The following is a 16,586-nucleotide window of genomic DNA, read 5'->3' as shown; positions in this document are numbered from 1 at the left end:
CCTGTGCAAACCACATTCACCATCGAAACCAACGGCCCCGGGCTATACGAATTCACCCGCGAATTGGAAGGCTGGGTCGACAGCAAGGGCGGTCTCTGGACCGGGCTGCTGACGCTGCTGATCCGCCACACCTCGGCCAGCCTGCTGATCCAGGAAAACGCTGCGCCCGAGGTGCAAACCGACCTGATGGCCTTTTTCAACCGGTTGGTGCCGCCGGCCGACGACCCCTCGATGGCGTTCCTCGAACACACCGCCGAGGGCGCCGATGACATGCCGGCGCATATCAAGGCGGCCTTGATGCCGGTGTCGCTGTCGATCCCGGTCGTCAACGGCAGGCTTCGGCTGGGCACCTGGCAGGGGGTCTATGTGGTCGAACACCGTGCCGACGCGCACAGCCGTCAGGTGGCGGCGCACCTGTCCTGACCCCGGCCGGGCAGGGCGGGTTTCCCCCACTTGGCAGCGGCACGGGTTTTGCTACCCTCTGAGCGATGACATGCCAACAACAGGGCGCCTCGATGCCGGACAAGCCTTATAACGCCAACCAGTCGATGTTGCTGATCGTGCTTGCGGCGGGGTTGGTGGCGGTGGGCGGTGCCGTTTGGCTCTATGCCACCGATCCGGCCCGCGATGGCACAAGCTGCCTCGGCGCGACGGGGAACAAGGCCGCCTGTCGCTTCATCGGCGCCCCGCTTGAGGTGTCCGGCGCCCCGGTCTTCGTTCCCGACCGCTCGCAGGCGCTGTTTCCCACGCGGCATGAGATCACCTTCATCGATGCGCATGGCGACACATGGGTGGCGCCGCCGCAGACCCTGACGGACGGCGCCTCGATCCCGGCGATCTTCTCGGCGATGATGGGCGACCGGCAGAGCCGGGAATACCTGCTGGCCGCCGCGCTGCACGATGCTTATTGCGGCATCGGCAACGAGGACCTGTCGACCTATCACACCCGCCCGTGGCACGCCGTGCACCGCATGTTCTACGAGGCCCTTCTGGTCAACGGCACACCTCCCCGCAAGGCCAAGGTGATGTATGCCGCCGTTTTCCTTGGCGGACCGCGCTGGAACGATCCCGATCGCTCGCTCGCCCACGTGCCTGAAGAGGTGTTGGTGCAAGAGCTCGAATGGTGCCTGCGCTGGATGGAGCAGGTGGACCCCACGCCGGGCGAGATCGAGGCCTGGATGACCCGGCGGGAAGAGGCGGTGCAGAAGGGCGTGCAGACCGAGCCGGATTGGGACGCGCTGTTTGCGGACCGGGCCTGAGGGCGCACCCCGATTGCGGCTGTCCGACCCATCGGCCACACAATATCGGTGCGCGATTTATCCTCTACCCAAATGAAGGCGGTGCTTCTATACTTTGTGTACACTGGGCAAAAAGACCCATGATTGAGGCGGAACAGAGAACAAGGGGAACGGCCGATGCGCTGCCCGTTTTGCGGAAATATCGACACACAGGTCAAGGATTCACGCCCTGCAGAGGATCATGTTTCGATCCGGCGGCGCCGCTTTTGCCCGGCCTGCGGCGGCCGGTTCACCACCTATGAACGGGTGCAATTGCGTGATCTGGTGGTCATCAAGTCGAACGGCCGGCGCGAGGATTTCGACCGCGACAAGCTGGAACGTTCGATCCGCATCGCGCTTCAGAAACGCCCGGTCGAGCCGGAGCGGATGGACCAGATGATCTCGGGCATCGTGCGGCGGCTGGAAAGCATGGGCGAGACCGACATCAACTCCAAACAGATTGGCGAGATCGTGATGGAAAGCCTGGCCCGGATCGACACCGTGGCCTACGTGCGCTTTGCCAGCGTCTACAAGAACTTCCAGGCGGCCGACGATTTCGACAAGTTCGTCAGCGAGTTGCGCCCGCACACGCCGACCGAAAGCTAGGCCGCGGCCTCGGGAATGTCCGATCCAGACACCCGCCACATGGCGCATGCCCTGCGGCTCGGCCGCCGCGGGCAGGGTCATTGCTGGCCCAATCCGGCCGTCGGCTGCGTCATCGTGGCTGAGGGCGGCATCGTCGGACGCGGCTGGACGCAACCCGGCGGCCGCCCCCACGCCGAGACCGAAGCGCTGGCACAGGCCGGCGCCGCCGCCCGCGGCGCGACCGCCTACGTCACGCTCGAACCCTGTGCCCACCACGGCCAGACCCCGCCCTGCGCCGAGGCGCTGATCGCCGCAGGGATTGCTCGGGTGGTGTCTCCCTTGCAGGATACGGACCCCCGTGTCTCGGGCCGCGGTTTCGACATGCTGAGAAGGGCCGGGATCGACGTGACGACCGGAGTGCTGGCGGACGAGGCCGCTCGCGATCACGCCGGTTTTTTCCTGCGGCAGGGTGCGCATCGCCCCTTCGTGACCCTGAAACTGGCCAATTCGCTTGATGGGCGCATCGCCACCGCGACCGGCGAAAGCCAATGGATCACCGCCGCCCCCGCACGGCGCGAGGTTCACGCGCAACGCGCCCGCCATGACGCGGTGATGGTCGGCGGCGGAACCGCGCGGGCAGACGACCCGTCGCTCACGGTGCGGGGCATGGGCATGACCCGTCAGCCGGTGCGGGTGGTGATCTCGCGTCGCCTTGACCTGCCGCTCACCGGGGCGCTGGCGCGGACGGCGGGGGAGGTGCCGGTCTGGCTCTGCCATGGCCCGGATGCCGACCTCGACCTGTGCGCCGCCTGGGAAGGGCTGGGTGCCCGACTGATCCCATGCACGCTGGCAGGTCGGCAGCTCGACATGCGATCTGTGTTGCGTGGCTTGGCCGAAGCCGGCCTGACCCGGGTGTTCTGCGAAGGTGGCGGCCAGCTGGCGGCCTCTCTGCTCACCGCCGGGCTGGTCGACGAACTGATCTGTTTCACCGCCGGCCTCGTGCTTGGCGCCGAGGGCCAGCCGGCCACCGGGGCGCTGGGCCTTGAGCGTCTGGCAGAGGCCCCCCGTCTGAAACTGGCCGAAGTCCGCGCCGTCGGCCCCGACATCCTTCACATCTGGCGCCGCACGTCCTGAGGCGGGCTGATCCGACGACGGATCGGCCACCGTTCAGTGACTGCCCGGTTCCCTACCGCCAGAGATGGGCCTGGCTGGCGAACAGCCCCTGCAGTTTCGCCAGAAGACGGTTGCCCGCGCCCGGGCCGGGCAGCGTGCCGTCCGCCAGTCTCCGCACCACCACCTCGGGCGGACACGGCAGACCGGTCAGTGGATCGAAATATCGCGGATAGGCAATCAGCGCCGCATGCACCATTGCGTCCAGCGTGACCTGCGCCTTGCGCCGCGGCGGCACCTCGCCCCGGTCCCGCGTCCGCCCCCAGCCGGCATAGAAGGGGACGCCCAGGGTTGTCACCTGAACCCCGCGCAGCAGCGCCTCGAACCCCAGCAGAGAGGTCATGGTCCAGACCTCCTGCACATGGTCCAGCAGCGCCACCGGATCGGCGCGTTCAAGCACCCTGTCGGCAATCTCACCTGCGTCCGGCACTGTCCCCTGCCGCAACCCGGCCTCGACATCCGGATGCGGCTTGTAGAGGATCACCGCCTCCGGATTGGCCTGCCGCGCTGCCAGCAGAAGCGCGCGATTTGTCCGCACCTCGGTGCAGCCCGTCAGGATCGAGGCATCGTCCTCAACCTGTCCCGGAACGAGTATCCTGTGTCCTTCCGGCAGGTCCGGCAGGTCCGGCATGTCGCCTGCAAGGTTATACTTGCTCAGCCGCGCCTTCAGGATTGCCCGACGCAGCCGGTAGGCGCGCTGCAGCTGATCCGGCCTGAGGTCCGGGCTGGCATTCAGCAGCCGCTCCAGCCGGCTTTCATGGCGCGGGTCGTAGTAAATGCCCAGATCGTCCGCCACCAGCGACAGCGGCGATACGAGATCCGCCCCCAGCCCGCGCGAGCGCAGGAAACCATCTTCCACGCGCACGGTCGACCGGTCCAGATCGCCCGCCTTGCCGGCCCAGACCATGCGCCTGCGCCCCTCGGCCCCGGCCCGCGACCGGGCCCTGCCGATATCATCCTCGAAGATCAAGGCCCGCTCGCGTCCGAAGACCTTCTGCAGTGGTCTGCGTTTCCACAGCCGCATGCCTGACGCCACCCAGCCGCGATGATCGTCGCGCCATGCGCGCGTCTGCGCCTCGAAGGCGTCCAGCGCCGCTTCGATCCCGCACAGCCGGTCCGTGAAGGGATCGTACCACTTCGGATAAAGCACCATGGCGGCTGCGAAAAGCTGGTTGCGCGTCAGCTTGCGTTCGCGCCGGGGCACCGGGGTCTCATCCGCCGTCAGCCCCCAGCCGGCATAGAATGGCTGGCCGAAAAGGCGTGGCTTGTGGCCTGCGAAAATGGCTTCAAAGCCCATCTGAGACGACACCGTGTAGACGCCCACCGCGCCCTCGAACAACCGCCATGGCGACACCGGACCGGTCAGCAGCTCGACCCGGTCAGAGGCGTCCTCGGGACCGTAGTATCCGGGACGCAGGCCTTGCGCCGTCTCGGGGTGCGTCTTGATCACCACGCGGCAGCCCGGATGTTCTTCCTGCGCGAAGACCAGCATCTCCTGAAACAGCGCCCGGGTTCCGCGCGAGGCCGTGACCGAGGCATCGCCCCGTGTCTGGTCGATCACCAGCACATAGCCGGGGGCGGGGGCAGGGGCCTTGGCGTCAAACCCGGAATACTTGGTCAGATGCGCCGCCCGGATGCGCGCGATCGCGTCCGAGGCGCGGGTCAGCAGGCCGGCGTCGTCCAGCGGTGCCGAGCCCAGCATCCGCTCGAGGTCCGAGACCCGGTCGGCATCGAAATGCACCCCGCCGTGGTCGATCATCAAGCCGAGCGGTGGCTCGCCTTTCGCCCGCCCCGGATGCAGCGAACGCAGAAACGCGTCCTCGATCCGCACCAGCCCGGCGCCCTGCCGCTCGGCCATCTTCTCGCCCCGGTGCGCGGTGGGGCTTTGACCCCAGACACCGACCAGATCGTCCGTGCCGGGCAGGCCGAGCCGCACCCGATAGCCCGACAGTTCGAGGATACGTCGCACCCGCCGCTGGGTCAGGAAACCGCCATTGTAGACGTAAAGACGCCGGGGCGCATGGTCCCCGGCGTCCTGACTGTCATCCACGCGGCTCAGCCGCCCAGGCCGGTCCCGCCACCCAGCGTGGCAAGGGTGTCGGCGGTCCCGGTCACCGTGGTCAGTGCGCCCAGCGATCCGGTGACGGCGGCGATGGTCTTGTTCCACTGGGTCAGCGGCGCCTCGGTCACATAGAGCAGGTCGCCGTCGCGGATCACGAAGTCGCGGGCCATGAACAGCCCGTTGGGCTCGGTCAGGTCGAGCACATAGACCATGCGCTGCGCGCCGGTCAGGTCGTCGCGGCCCAGCACGATCTCGGCGATCTCTTCAGGTTCGTTGCGAAACACGAAGACGCCGGTCGGATCGGCCGAGGTCGACAGAAGCCCGCCGACCTGCGCAATGGCCTCGACGGCCGAGATGGTCTGGGATTCGAACGGCACGCGGGCCTGCGCGCCGGTGGCGCCAAGAGCCACGAAGGCGCGGCTGTCTTCTTCGACGAGGATCTTGTCGCCGCCACGCAGCGCGATGTCCATCGACGGGTTTTCATAGAGGTCCTGGAACCAGATCTCGCCAGTGTGGCTGCCGCGGGTCACGGTGATCTGTGCGATTTCGGGCTCGACCGTCACGCCGCCGGCCCGCGCCAGCATCGACGACAGGGTGCGGGTGGGGCGTTCGATGGCATACACACCCTGGCCGCCGACCGACCCGATGATCGACACGGTGGAACCGTCGCCCGCCTCGCGCCGGATCTCGACCTGCGGGTCGGGGGTCTGCTCTTCCAGCTTGCGGGTGATGATGCGGCGCACCGCCTCGGTGGTGTTTCCGGCGGCGCGAATGCGGCCCGCATAAGGTACGAAGATGAAGCCGGACCCGTCCACCTGCACCTCTTCGAGGATCGTCGAGGACGAGGTTTCAGAGGCCAGCAGCCCGTCGTCGACGTTTTCCCAGACGGTGATGCCAAGCGTGTCGCCGGGGCGGATTACGTCCGAACCGACGACGCCGGCATTGATGAAGTTCTGGGAAAAGCCCAGCGCCGGCACGACGCCGGTGGCGCGGGTCACCCGGTCATTGACCGAGACAACGAAGGCATCGCCTTGCCGTTGCACCGACCCGGCGAAAATCTCGGCCTTGTTCGGGCCCGACCGCGGCAGGCCACACGCGGCCACCATGGATACGGCAAGAAGCAGGGCCACGGAACGGGCCCATCTGCGGGGAGGGTTCGTCACTGCTCGGTCTCCTCGACCTTGTTGTTTTTGCTGCCTCAGCTTTTTCCGGTAATTTACGGGAATCCGTATGAAAAATCCATAGCGTCCAAGGCCGTCTGGCAGAGCGCCGCCGGGCGTGGCGCTTTGGGCACAGATGGCGGGGATTGTGGTGCTGGGGCGAGGAAGGGCTTGCGGGTGCGGGCAAGCTGAAACGGCGGCGGTTCAGTGCAATGCCGTCCAGGTCCTGCACCGGGACGCAGATACACAGGATCTCAGGTTACCACCCGCAGCTGCTGCCGGGGCGCCGCCGTGCCCGACGCGAACCCGTCATAGGGATCGTCCGGCGACAGCATCATGTCGACCACCAGCCGCATCAACTGCCGCCGGCCCTTTGCGGAATAGAAGCCGCCGGCGACCTGCGAGGTTTCCAGCAGGTAGCGGCGATAATCCTTGTAGGCGCGGTTGTCGGGGCGCTGCGGGGCCTCGAAGAACTCTTTCAGCGGCTGCATCGAGACGAATTCGGGCTTGGCATAGACCGCCCGGCCGAAGACCCTCAGCGGAATGCCCCGCCACAGCACCTGCTGACCGGCGGTGGAATTCACCGTCACCGCCGTGCGCGCGTCGTTCAGAAGCGGTGCCAGCTTGCCGCCGCGCACGTAATGCACCCGGTCCGTGACGCCGTATTTCCGTGCCAGCCGCTTCAGCTCGCGGCGGATGTTCGTGCGGCCGTTCTCCAGCGGGTGCGCCTTGAACACAAGGTGATGGTGCCCCGGTGCGCCCTGCGCGAAACCCTCAACCACCAGCTCAAGAAACTCGGCCATCCGTTTGAAGGGCGAATGTTCGAGGAACGAGGCATCGTGCTCAAGCTGCAGCAGGCAGAGGTGATAGGGATAGCCACCATGCCGGATGCCGAAGGTCGCCGCGGCCCGGTCCAGCGCGTGCAACGGCATCATCGTCAACCGTTTGAGATATAGCAGGAATTCCATCGTCACCGGCAATTCGCGATGGGCCCGGAAATGCCGGTAGTCGCCGTTTCGGAACATGATGAACCAATGATAGAGCGCGCCATAGAACACGTGCTGCCGCGTGTCGCCCCAATGCCCGGGGGGCAGCGGGGCCTCCATGTCCGACAGTTGCAGCGCCTGCTGCATCTGGTCCACGCTCATCTCCATCAGCCGCGAGTGCCCGTTCGATCCGTCGCGTTCGTAGGTGACCCAATAGGGGCGCATGTAGCCTTCCTCGAAGACATGCACCGTCAGGCCCCTTTCGCGGGCGATCCCGACCGCCTGGGCATGGACCGCGCGGGTGTCACCATAAAGCACGATGTCGGTGACCTGTTTGTCCTCTGTCAGGCGGGTGAAGGCCTCGGGCCACGCCTCGGGGGTGCCGGTATAGGGGATATAGCTCTGCGGGTCGAACCAGAAGGCCCGGTCGCCGGCGTTGAAGCCGACGCGCCAGACTTCTGCCCCGGTCATCCGCAGCATTTTGCCCAGCCGGTTGAAGAAGGGGCCATGCGGTCCCTGCAGGAACAGAAAGCTCCTTTTCTCTCCGGCGGCGTTGCCCATCAGGCGGATTTCCCTCATATGGTCTGAATACCCTGATTACCCCATGTTTCCGACGAAAATATGGCTGAAAAGGGCGGCAGCGGCGAGGGAAAAGCATGTTCACCGGAATTGTCACCGATATTGGCCGGATCGCTAAGCTCGAGCATCGTGGCGACCTGCGCGCGCGGCTCGAGACAAGCTATGACACCGGCAGCATCGAGATTGGCGCCTCCATCGCCTGTGACGGCGTCTGCCTGACGGTGGTGGCCAAGGGCCCGGAATGGTTCGACGTCGATATTTCGGCCGAGTCCCTGTCGAAAACCAACCTCGGCACATGGGCCGAGGGCCGTGGCGTGAACCTCGAGCGCGCACTCAAGGTCGGTGATGAACTCGGCGGCCACATCGTCTCTGGTCACGTCGACGGGGTGGCCGAGATCGTGTCAATGCAGGATGAGGGCGACAGCACGCGCTTCACCTTTCGCGCACCCGAGGCGCTGGCGAAATACATTGCGCCCAAGGGGTCGGTCACGCTGAACGGCACGTCGCTGACTGTGAACGAGGTCGAGGGCTGCGACTTCGGCGTCAACATCATCCCGCACACCAAGGAGGTCACCACCTGGGGGCGGGCGCAGGCCGGCGAGCGGGTCAACCTCGAGATCGACACCCTGGCGCGCTACGTCGCACGATTGCGCGAATGGGGATGACCCGACGAAATGTTTCGCGCGCGAAACAAACGCCAATATTATCAATTTGTTAACCTTGTGAGCGGGCCGTTCCGGGCACTGCGGGTCGTCGGCAGCGGGGCGGGCCGGGGCGCGTCGTGACCGCCGCCCCTTGCAGGCCCCCAAACCCATGACTAAGACTCTGGTAATTCCGGCGGGGTAAAAAGGCCCCGATGTGCAAAGAGGCAGGGCGAGAATGAAAGATCCGATCGAAACCTATATGAATCTTGTTCCGATGGTGGTCGAACAGACCAGCCGTGGCGAACGGGCCTACGACATCTTCTCGCGCCTGCTGAAAGAGCGGATCATCTTCGTCTCGGGTCCGGTGCACGATGGCATGTCGCAGCTGGTGGTGGCGCAGCTTCTGCACCTCGAGGCCGAGAACCCGTCGAAGGACATCTCGATGTACATCAATTCGCCGGGTGGGGTGGTGACATCCGGCCTGTCGATCTATGATACCATGCAATACATCCGGCCCAAGGTCTCGACCCTGGTGATCGGGCAGGCGGCCTCGATGGGCTCGCTGCTGTTGACCGCGGGTGAAAAGGGCATGCGCTTCTCGCTGCCCAACTCGCGCATCATGGTGCACCAACCCTCGGGCGGCTACCAGGGCCAGGCGACGGATATCATGATCCACGCCGAAGAGACCCTGAAACTGAAGCGGCGGCTGAACGAGATCTACGTCAAGCACACCGGCCAGACCCTGAAAAAGGTGGAACAGGCGCTTGAGCGGGATAACTTCATGTCACCGGGGGACGCCAAAGAATGGGGTCTGATCGACGAGATCGTGGAAAACCGCGGCAAGCAGGGCGCTGACGAGGCATAGACGGCGGGCCGATGCCGGGGGGCGATTTTGCAATTGTCGCTCCCTGACGGCTGCCCTAAGCTGGGCAGCAGGCCCGGGTGTCGCCCAAGCGGCACGGCGAAGAGCAGAGCGAAGGCTGTAAGAGGTGAGAAATGGCGACGACAACCGGCGGTGACAGCAAGAACACCCTTTACTGCAGCTTCTGCGGCAAAAGCCAGCACGAGGTCCGCAAGCTCATTGCCGGCCCGACCGTGTTCATCTGCGATGAATGTGTCGAGCTCTGCATGGATATCATCCGCGAGGAAACCAAATCGGCGGGCCTGAAGTCATCTGACGGGGTGCCCACGCCGAAAGAGATCTGCCAGGTGCTGGACGATTACGTGATTGGCCAGGCGGTGGCGAAGCGCGTCCTTTCGGTCGCGGTGCACAACCACTACAAGCGGCTCAATCATGCCGCGAAGTCCGGCGACATCGAGCTGCAGAAATCGAACATCCTGCTGATCGGCCCCACCGGCTGTGGCAAGACGCTGCTGGCGCAGACGCTGGCGCGCATCCTCGATGTGCCCTTCACCATGGCGGACGCCACCACCCTGACCGAAGCCGGCTATGTCGGCGAGGACGTCGAGAACATCATCCTCAAGCTGCTGCAAAGCTCGGAATACAACGTCGAGCGCGCGCAGCGCGGCATCGTCTACATCGACGAGGTCGACAAGATCACCCGCAAGTCGGAAAACCCGTCGATCACCCGCGACGTTTCGGGCGAGGGCGTGCAGCAGGCGCTGCTGAAGCTGATGGAGGGCACCGTGGCCTCCGTGCCGCCGCAGGGCGGGCGCAAGCATCCGCAGCAGGAGTTCCTGCAGGTGGACACCACCAACATCCTGTTCATCTGCGGCGGAGCCTTCGCCGGTCTGGACAAGATCATCGCGCAGCGCGGCAAGGGCAGCGCCATGGGCTTCGGTGCTGATGTGCGCGACAACGATGACCGTGGCGTCGGCGAGGTGTTCAAGGACCTCGAGCCGGAAGACCTGCTGAAGTTCGGGCTGATCCCGGAATTCGTCGGTCGTCTGCCGGTGCTGGCAACGCTGGAAGACCTCGACGAGGACGCGCTGGTCACCATTCTGACCCTGCCAAAGAATGCTCTGGTCAAGCAGTACCAGCGCCTGTTCGAGCTGGAAGATACCAAGCTGACCTTCACTGAAGAAGCCCTGACCGCCATCGCCAAACGCGCCATCGAGCGCAAGACCGGCGCGCGGGGCCTGCGCTCGATCCTCGAGGACATCCTGCTCGACACGATGTTCGAACTGCCGGGGATGGAGAACGTCGACGAGGTGGTCGTCAACGAAGAGGCTGCGACCTCGGCTGCCGCACCGCTGATGATCTATTCGGACAGCCCCGAAAAGGCCTCGGCCACCGCGGGGTGAGCCAAGGGCCGGGCTGAAGCCCGGCCTACGGCGGCGCGCTGGCCATGAGGTCCCGGATCAGGTCCGGGACAGCGTGGGAGACAGCCGCAGACCACTGGACCTTTCACCCGGCTTGAGCCATACGTGAGCAGAACAATTCGGAGGCTTCCATGGGTATCCTGAACTCGCTCTTGCGCGCCGTGACGTGGTGGAACGGATCGACGTTGAACACCCAGCTTTACACCAGCCGCAAGGGCGTCAAGGTGGGCGAGGATGACCAGGGCAACGTCTATTACCAGACCGCCGACGGCAAGCGCCGCTGGGTCATGTTCAACGGCGATGTCGAGGCCAGCCGGGTGAACGCCGACTGGCACGGCTGGCTGCATCACACCTTCAAGGAACCGCCGACCGAACGCGCCCTGGTGCACAAGGCCTGGGAAAAGCCGCATCAGGAGAATCTGACCGGCACGCCCCTGGCCTATGCGCCTGCGGGCTCTTTGCGCCGCGCCGAACCGGCCGAGCGCAAGGACTACGAGGCCTGGTCGCCGGAATAACCCTTTGGACGTCACCAACGGATTTGCCATGAAACTCGCGGCTTTCGCCTGCCTGCTTTGTACCACCGTACCTGCCATGGCGCAGGAGGCTGCCTCGGTCGGGCAGGGCGCGGTATTGCGCGGGCTCGACAAGGTCTCGGGCGCGGTGGTCGACTTTGACATGGCCAACGGCGGCGAGGTCCAGCTTGGCACCCTGCGCATCGACATGACCGAATGCCGCTATCCCGAAGGCAACCCGGCAAGCGACGCCTTTGCGTTTCTCAACATCTGGGAAAAGGGGGATGACCGCCCGCTGTTTTCCGGCTGGATGATCGCCTCGTCGCCCGCGCTGAACGCGTTGGACCATTCGCGCTATGACGTCTGGGTCATCCGCTGCAGGACCGAGTGAGCATCCGCCAGTTCCGGCGCGGTGAAAGAGGCCGGCAGGGCCAGCGCCGCCCGCAATTGCCTGCGATAGGCCGCTCGCGGGATCTCGATCGCGCCGAGTGAGGCCAGGTGATCGGTGATGAACTGCGTGTCGAACAGTGTGAAGCCGCCGAGGTTCAGCCTGTCCACCATGTAGGCCAACGCCATTTTCGACGCATCGGTCCGGCGCGAGAACATGGATTCGCCGCAGAACGCGCCGCCGAGTGCAAGCCCGTAGACCCCGCCAATCAGCGTCTCGCCATCCCAGATTTCCAGAGAATGCGCATGCCCCAGCTCATGCAGCCGGTGAAACACGTCGGTAATCAAAGGGTTGATCCAGGTATCCGGCCGGTCGGCGCAGGCGCCCATCACTTGGGTAAAGGCGGTGTTGATCCGCATCTGGTGCGGCACCCGCCGCAGGCTGCGCGCCAGCGAACGCGAGATGTGAAACCGGTCCAGCGGGATGATGCCCCGGCGCCGTGGCTCGACCCAGAACACCTCCGGGTCGTCCCGATGTTCTGCCATCGGAAAGATGCCCGAGCCATAGGCCCGCATGACCAGTTCCGGGTCGAGTGGCGCACCCGGGTCCTTCACGGGCTTACCCGAAGGTGCGCGCCAGCCACTTTTCCAGCCAGTGAATGTTGTAGGTGCCGGTCTGGATGTCGTCTTCCTGCAGGAGGTCGCGGAACAGCGGGATCGTGGTGTCCACGCCGTCGACGATCAACTCACCCAGCGCCCGGTTGAGCCGCGCCAGCGCCTCGTTCCGGTCGCGTCCGTGCACGATCAGCTTGCCGATCAGGCTGTCGTAATAGGGTGGGATCGAATAGCCGTCATAAAGCGCCGAATCCATCCGCACGCCCAGCCCGCCGGGGGCATGATACTGGGTGATCTTGCCGGGGCAGGGCGAGAAATTGGGCAGCTTCTCGGCGTTGATCCGGACCTCGATGGCGTGGCCGTTGATCTCCAGGTCGTCTTGGGTGAAGGACATCGGCAGGCCTTCAGCAACGCGAATCTGTTCCCGCACGAGGTCGACGCCGAAGATGCCTTCGGTCACCGGGTGTTCGACCTGAAGTCGGGTGTTCATTTCAATGAAATAAAACTCGCCGTCCTCATAAAGGAATTCGATGGTGCCGGCGCCGATGTAGTTGATGTTGGCCATGGCGTCGGCGCAGGTCTTGCCGATGCGGGCACGTTCCTCGGGGCTGATCGAAGGGCCGGGGGCCTCTTCGAAGACCTTCTGGTGACGCCGCTGGAGCGAGCAGTCGCGCTCGGCCAGATGCACCGCCTGTCCCTTGCCGTCGCCGAAGACCTGGATTTCGATATGCCGCGGTTTTTGCAGGTATTTCTCGATATAGACTTCGTCATTGCCGAAGTTCGACTTGCCCTCGGCACGGGCTGTCATGAAGGCGCGCTCCATCTCGGCTGAGGAATTGGCCACCTTCATGCCCTTGCCACCACCGCCGGCGGTGGCCTTGATGATCACTGGATAGCCCATCTCCTCGCCCAGCTTCTTTGCGGTGGCAAGGTCGGGCACGCCACCCTCAGATCCGGGGACGCAAGGCACGCCAAGCTTGATCATCGTCTCCTTGGCAGTGATCTTGTCGCCCATGATGCGGATGTGTTCTGCAGTCGGGCCGATGAAGGTCAGCCCGTGGTCCTCGATCACCTGCACGAAGTTGGCATTTTCCGACAGGAAGCCATAGCCGGGGTGAATCGCCTGCGCCCCGGTGACTTCGCAAGCGGCGATGATCGACGGGATCGACAGATAGCTTTTCGGCGACGGCGGCGGGCCGATGCAGATGGATTCGTCGGCCATGCGCACATGCATGGCATCGCTGTCGGCGGTCGAGTGCACCGCGACGCTGGCAATGCCCATTTCGCGGCAGGCGCGGATCACGCGCAGCGCAATCTCGCCGCGGTTGGCAATCAGGATTTTATCGAACATGGCGCGCCCCTTATTCGAGGATCACGAGCGGGGTGCCGAATTCCACCGGGTCGCCGTCGCCCACGAGGATGCGGGTGATCTTGCCGGCGCGGGGGGCGGGGATGTGGTTCATGGTCTTCATCGCCTCAACGATGAGCAGGGTATCGCCCTCGGCCACGCTGTCGCCGACGCTGATGAAGCTCGGTGCGCCCGGTTCGCCCTGCATGTAGACGGTGCCCACCATGGGCGAGGCCACGGCGCCGGGATGATCGGCGGGGTCGTCGCTCGGTGCGGCCGCGGCCGGTGCCGGGGCGGCGGGGGCGGCTGCCGGCGCGGGGGCTGGCGCGGCGTGGGTCATCTGGATCGGCGCCGCCGGCGCCGTGGCGCGGCTGACACGAACGTTCAGGCTGTCATCAGGGGCATAGTCGCGCTTGACCTGCAGTTCGGTCAGGTCGTTGTCGTGCAAAAGCTTGGCGAGGGCCTCGATGAAGGCGACGTCGGCTTCGTGCTTGGTTTTGCTCATGTTCTTTTCACCCGTTCTATAGCGGTGCGCGAAGCGGCCTCACGCCATCGCGTATAGCACACGCTTATAGGGCAGGGGGAACGCGGTGAAAAGCGGTCATGCCCGCAATTGCGGAGGCTACCGGACGCCCGGAAACCGCAAAGGGCCGCGAAACGGGCGTCAGAGCGCCCGGCGGGTCTGTGAATGGCCCGGTCACGCCGTGAGGCTGACCTCCTGGCCCTGGAACGCGGTGTCGTCTGACGGCGGGCCGTAGGCAATGGCAGGCGTCATCGGCTTGCCAACCGCGGGCTCCCGGTCCTCTTGCGCGGGGACCGTGGGGTCGTCCGCAACAGCCACGGTCGCGGCGACTTCGTCTTCGGGCGCTCTGGCGCCGGACACCTCTGCCGCGCTCTGCTGGTCCAGTTCGGCCTGCTCTTCGGCCCGCTCCTTCTGCTGCTCCTCCAACATCGAGTTGATGCGGATCTGCAGGATCGTCGGCGGCGCCGTGGCCTTGCCGTCTGCGCCCTTCGGAAAAGGTGATTGCTGGCCGGAGGGCGTATCGCTCTGCGACTGCGCGGTGGCAGCGCCCTCTTTCGGGGCGTTGATGCGATTCTCGGGGTTTTGCCGTGCCACGTCCTGCGGCAGACCGGCCGGGTGGCCGGTGGTTTGTGGTGCCATGAGCGGCGGTACGGCTGTGAACATGATCCTCAGCTCCGGATTGGTCGTTCGTCTACATCTCGGTCATCAATGCGGTCTAAAGAATGGTGAAGACGGATTAATGCGGCGTTAATGCCCAAGTCCTCAGCGTGCGCAAAGTGCGTACAATTGCCGGCAATCGGCACAAGAAACCCGCGGCCGGGGCTGTCCGGCACGCGGGTGTGCACGCGATCGGGTCAGATCGCGAGGTACTCGGCGCGCAGTTCTTCGTTCTCCAGCACTTCCGACGCGGTGCCGTCAAACACGATGCCGCCGGTGTCCAGGATCACCGCCCGGTCCGCCAGTTCCAGCGCGCGCACCGCGTTCTGCTCAACCAGGATCGTGGTCATGCCCTGCGTCTTGATGTGCATCAGGGTCTTCTCGATCTCGTCCACGATCACGGGAGCGAGGCCCTCGTAGGGCTCGTCCAGCAGCAGCACCTTGATGTCACGCGCCAGCGCGCGGGCAATCGCCAGCATCTGCTGTTCGCCACCCGAGAGCGTCACGCCCTCCTGCTTGCGGCGCTCGCCCAGGCGCGGGAACAGGTCATAGAGCCGGTCAAGCGACCAGCCGATCGGCGGCGCGATCTGCGCCAGCTGCAGGTTTTCCTCGACGGTGAGGCCGGGGATGATGCGGCGGTCTTCGGGCACAAGTCCAAGGCCAGCCGCAGAGGCCTCGTGGCTGGCCATCATGTGCAGCGGCTGGTGATCGAGCCAGATTTCGCCCTGCGTCACCAGCGGTGACCCGATTCGCGCGATCGAGCGCAGGGTCGAGGTCTTGCCCGCGCCGTTGCGGCCCAGAAGCGCGAGGATCTCGCCCTCGTGGACGTTGAAGGAGATCCCCTGCACGATATAGCTTTCGCCGTAATAGGCGTGCATGTCCCAGACCGAGAGGAAGGCGGGCGCGGTTTCGGCCCGGTTGGCGTTCTTCGAGAAGTCGGGTTTGACGTTCATTTCGCTCTCCCGTCCCGGGTCTGGCCCGGGACCTCATGGCGGTGGAAGCCCCGGTATCGACGTCCGGGACACAAGTGGTGTCAGGCGGCACTTTCGCCCAGATAGGCTTCGCGAACCTTGGGATGCCCCTTGATCCGTTCCGGCGTGTCCTCGACCAGCGGCGTGCCCTGCGCCAGCACGGTGATCCTGTCGGCGAGCGAAAACACCACGTGCATGTCGTGCTCGATGATGGCGATGGTGATATCGCGCTGCTCCTTGATCTCGCGCAGAAGGTCGATGGTGTTGTTGGTATCGGCACGCGCCATGCCTGCCGTCGGCTCGTCGAGGAGCAGAAGGCGGGGTTGCTGCGACAGGCACATGCCGATTTCGAGACGACGCTTGTCACCGCGTGACATCGACGCCGCGTGCATGTGGCGTTTGTCCGCCATGTTCATCTCTTCCAGCATCGCCTCGGCCTGTTGCAGAACGTCCCTCTGCGCGAAGACGTTGGAGATGGCGTTAAGCTGGAAGGCCCCGTCACGCTTGGCGAAAATCGGGATCATCATGTTCTCGAGGACTGAAAGATCGCCGAAGATCTCGGGCGTCTGGAACACGCGGGAAATGCCCATCTGGCAGATTTCGTAGGGCGTGCGCCCCAGCACCGACTGGCCGTCGAACAGCACCGACCCGGTGTCGGGGATCAGCTTGCCGATCAGGCAGTTCAGCAGGGTGGACTTGCCCGCGCCATTGGGGCCGATGATGGCGTGGCAGGAATTCTCCTGCACGCTCAGGTTAACGTCGCCGAGGGCCTGCAGACCGCCGAAGCGTTTGCCGACGTCTTTGACTTCAAGGATACCCATGTCATT

Annotated in this window: 18 protein-coding genes; 9 read left to right on the top strand and 9 right to left on the bottom strand. The window is 65.1% G+C overall.

Translation table 11 applies throughout. From position 1 onward, the window contains the following. Positions 1-3 precede the first annotated feature (3 nt). The 4 genes from AC04PT_RS13510 to ribD all read left to right on the top strand — a co-directional run bounded on the left by AC04PT_RS13510 (position 4) and on the right by ribD (position 2,996). Positions 4-423, top strand: coding sequence for a secondary thiamine-phosphate synthase enzyme YjbQ (locus AC04PT_RS13510; protein WP_482874225.1), 420 nt, complete (start codon positions 4-6; stop codon positions 421-423). 65 nt (positions 424-488) lie between these two features. Further along, complete coding sequence (locus AC04PT_RS13505) at positions 489-1,259, top strand: DUF1353 domain-containing protein (protein ID WP_482874224.1); 771 nt, start codon at positions 489-491, stop codon at positions 1,257-1,259. A 156-nt stretch (positions 1,260-1,415) separates the two neighbouring features. Beyond that, positions 1,416-1,883 carry a transcriptional regulator NrdR gene (gene nrdR / locus AC04PT_RS13500; protein WP_482874223.1) on the top strand — a complete coding sequence of 156 codons (468 nt, stop codon included), beginning with the start codon at positions 1,416-1,418 and terminating at the stop codon, positions 1,881-1,883. A gap of 15 nt (positions 1,884-1,898) precedes the next feature. Then, a complete protein-coding gene (ribD, locus tag AC04PT_RS13495) occupies positions 1,899-2,996 on the top strand; it encodes a bifunctional diaminohydroxyphosphoribosylaminopyrimidine deaminase/5-amino-6-(5-phosphoribosylamino)uracil reductase RibD (RefSeq protein ID WP_482874222.1) in 1,098 nt (365 codons plus the stop codon). 52 nt (positions 2,997-3,048) lie between these two features. Here the strand turns inward: ribD and AC04PT_RS13490 are convergent, their stop codons facing one another. From AC04PT_RS13490 to AC04PT_RS13480, 3 genes are all read right to left on the bottom strand, one after another. After that, positions 3,049-5,082: a capsular polysaccharide biosynthesis protein gene (locus AC04PT_RS13490; RefSeq protein ID WP_482874221.1), complete on the bottom strand. Its 2,034-nt coding sequence runs from the start codon at positions 5,080-5,082 to the stop codon at positions 3,049-3,051. A gap of 5 nt (positions 5,083-5,087) precedes the next feature. Beyond that, on the bottom strand, positions 5,088-6,200 hold the full coding sequence (locus AC04PT_RS13485) for a polysaccharide biosynthesis/export family protein (RefSeq protein WP_482874258.1): 1,113 nt from the start codon (positions 6,198-6,200) through the stop codon (positions 5,088-5,090). A 308-nt stretch (positions 6,201-6,508) separates the two neighbouring features. Further along, positions 6,509-7,819, bottom strand: coding sequence for a capsule biosynthesis protein (locus AC04PT_RS13480; protein ID WP_482874220.1), 1,311 nt, complete (start codon positions 7,817-7,819; stop codon positions 6,509-6,511). A gap of 77 nt (positions 7,820-7,896) precedes the next feature. Between AC04PT_RS13480 and AC04PT_RS13475 the strand changes: the two genes are divergently transcribed. The 5 genes from AC04PT_RS13475 to AC04PT_RS13455 all read left to right on the top strand — a co-directional run bounded on the left by AC04PT_RS13475 (position 7,897) and on the right by AC04PT_RS13455 (position 11,649). Next, positions 7,897-8,484, top strand: a complete 588-nt coding sequence (locus AC04PT_RS13475) for a riboflavin synthase (protein ID WP_482874219.1) — start codon at positions 7,897-7,899, stop codon at positions 8,482-8,484. Between the two features lie 214 nt (positions 8,485-8,698). Further along, the gene (locus AC04PT_RS13470) at positions 8,699-9,328 is read left to right on the top strand and encodes an ATP-dependent Clp protease proteolytic subunit (RefSeq protein WP_482874218.1); all 630 of its coding nucleotides are present in this window, start codon (positions 8,699-8,701) and stop codon (positions 9,326-9,328) included. 131 nt (positions 9,329-9,459) lie between these two features. Further along, on the top strand, positions 9,460-10,728 hold the full coding sequence (clpX, locus tag AC04PT_RS13465) for an ATP-dependent Clp protease ATP-binding subunit ClpX (RefSeq protein ID WP_482874217.1): 1,269 nt from the start codon (positions 9,460-9,462) through the stop codon (positions 10,726-10,728). 149 nt (positions 10,729-10,877) lie between these two features. Beyond that, positions 10,878-11,261, top strand: a complete 384-nt coding sequence (locus tag AC04PT_RS13460; RefSeq protein ID WP_482874216.1) for an NADH:ubiquinone oxidoreductase subunit NDUFA12 — start codon at positions 10,878-10,880, stop codon at positions 11,259-11,261. A 28-nt stretch (positions 11,262-11,289) separates the two neighbouring features. Beyond that, complete coding sequence (locus AC04PT_RS13455) at positions 11,290-11,649, top strand: DUF2155 domain-containing protein (RefSeq protein WP_482874215.1); 360 nt, start codon at positions 11,290-11,292, stop codon at positions 11,647-11,649. Here AC04PT_RS13455 and aat read toward each other — a convergent pair. The 6 genes from aat to AC04PT_RS13425 all read right to left on the bottom strand — a co-directional run bounded on the left by aat (position 11,613) and on the right by AC04PT_RS13425 (position 16,580). Further along, positions 11,613-12,260, bottom strand: a complete 648-nt coding sequence (gene aat / locus AC04PT_RS13450; RefSeq protein ID WP_482874214.1) for a leucyl/phenylalanyl-tRNA--protein transferase — start codon at positions 12,258-12,260, stop codon at positions 11,613-11,615. The two genes, AC04PT_RS13455 and aat, sit on opposite strands and share 37 nt — an antisense overlap. Before the next feature lie 4 nt (positions 12,261-12,264). Beyond that, positions 12,265-13,611: an acetyl-CoA carboxylase biotin carboxylase subunit gene (accC, locus tag AC04PT_RS13445; protein ID WP_482874213.1), complete on the bottom strand. Its 1,347-nt coding sequence runs from the start codon at positions 13,609-13,611 to the stop codon at positions 12,265-12,267. 10 nt (positions 13,612-13,621) lie between these two features. Then, positions 13,622-14,113 carry an acetyl-CoA carboxylase biotin carboxyl carrier protein gene (gene accB / locus AC04PT_RS13440; protein WP_482874212.1) on the bottom strand — a complete coding sequence of 164 codons (492 nt, stop codon included), beginning with the start codon at positions 14,111-14,113 and terminating at the stop codon, positions 13,622-13,624. Between the two features lie 192 nt (positions 14,114-14,305). Then, positions 14,306-14,794: a hypothetical protein gene (locus AC04PT_RS13435; protein WP_482874211.1), complete on the bottom strand. Its 489-nt coding sequence runs from the start codon at positions 14,792-14,794 to the stop codon at positions 14,306-14,308. A gap of 191 nt (positions 14,795-14,985) precedes the next feature. Next, positions 14,986-15,741 (bottom strand): ABC transporter ATP-binding protein, encoded by a 756-nt coding sequence (locus tag AC04PT_RS13430; protein ID WP_482874210.1) that lies wholly within the window; start codon positions 15,739-15,741, stop codon positions 14,986-14,988. 80 nt (positions 15,742-15,821) lie between these two features. After that, on the bottom strand, positions 15,822-16,580 hold the full coding sequence (locus AC04PT_RS13425; protein ID WP_482874209.1) for an ABC transporter ATP-binding protein: 759 nt from the start codon (positions 16,578-16,580) through the stop codon (positions 15,822-15,824). Positions 16,581-16,586: the final 6 nt, after the last annotated feature.

Source organism: Litorisediminivivens sp. KMU-197 (genome assembly GCF_056858395.1).
The sequence above is the reverse complement of the archived record's forward strand: the minus strand, read 5'-3'. Positions and strand labels throughout refer to the sequence as shown.